This is a genomic window from Streptomyces sp. NPDC090445 (genome assembly GCF_044769385.1).
GTDB lineage: Bacteria > Actinomycetota > Actinomycetes > Streptomycetales > Streptomycetaceae > Streptomyces.
In genome coordinates, this window is record NZ_JBIVXV010000087.1 from 1 (window position 1) to 1,094 (window position 1,094).

The window sequence follows — 1,094 nt, forward strand, 5'->3', positions numbered from 1 at the left end:
ATCGCCGAGCCGCGGACCACGGCCAGGATCGGGTGGCCGTTGCGTACGGCGTCCGACTGCCGCTCGACGAGCAGCATGCCCGCACCCTCGGCCCAGCCCGTACCGTCCGCGCCCTCCGCGAAGGACTTGCAGCGGCCGTCGGCCGAGAGCCCGCGCTGGCGGCTGAAGTCGACGAACGTCTCGGGCGTCGCCATGATCGCCACGCCGCCCGCCAGGGCCATGTCGCACTCGCCGTTGCGCAGCGCCTGGATCGCCCAGTGCAGCGCGACCAGCGACGACGAGCACGCCGTGTCGACCGTCACCGCCGGGCCCTCCAGCCCGAAGGCGTACGAGACGCGGCCGGAGGCGATGCTGCCGGAGTTGCCCGTGCCGAGGTAGCCCTCGACGCCCTCGGGCAGCTCCTCGCCGTTTCCATAGCCGGTCGCGTAGTCGTGGTACATGACGCCGGCGAAGACGCCGGTCCGGCTGCCGCGCATCGCCGTCGGGTCGATGCCGGCCCGCTCGAAGGCCTCCCACGAGGTCTCCAGCAGCAGTCGCTGCTGCGGGTCCATGGCCAGGGCCTCGCGCGGCGAGATCCCGAAGAACGACGCATCGAACTCCGCCGCTTCCAGCAGGAACCCGCCCTCACGCGTGTACGAAGTGCCCACGTGGTCCGGGTCCGGGTGGTACAGGGCTTCCGTGTCCCAGCCGCGGTCGGTCGGGAAGGCGGTGATGCCGTCACCGCCCGTGGCGACGAGCTGCCACAGGTCCTCGGGCGTACGGACCCCGCCGGGGAAGCGGCAGCCCATGCCGACGATCACGATCGGATCGTCCGCGACCCCCGCAGCAGCCCGCACCGGCATCCGTGCACCCGGCGCCGTGCCCGCGTGGTCACCGGTCCCGCCGGTCACGCCCAGCTCGGTCAGCAGGTGGCGGGCCAGCGCGGTCGGGGTCGGGTAGTCGAAGATCAGGGTCGGGGGCAGCCGCAGCCCCGTCTCCGCCTTCAGCACGTTCCGCAGTTCGACGGCGGTGAGGGAGTCGAAGCCGAGGTCCCGGAAGGCACGCTCGGCGTCGACCGCGTCGGCACCGGAGTGCCCGAGCACGGCCGCGACCCG

At 73.2% G+C, this 1,094-nt stretch carries 1 protein-coding gene; it reads right to left on the reverse strand.

The features are described from left to right. Nucleotides 1–1,094: beta-ketoacyl synthase N-terminal-like domain-containing protein (locus tag ACIQUT_RS40325; protein WP_403570722.1), on the reverse strand; the 1,094-nt coding region annotated here is incomplete at both ends.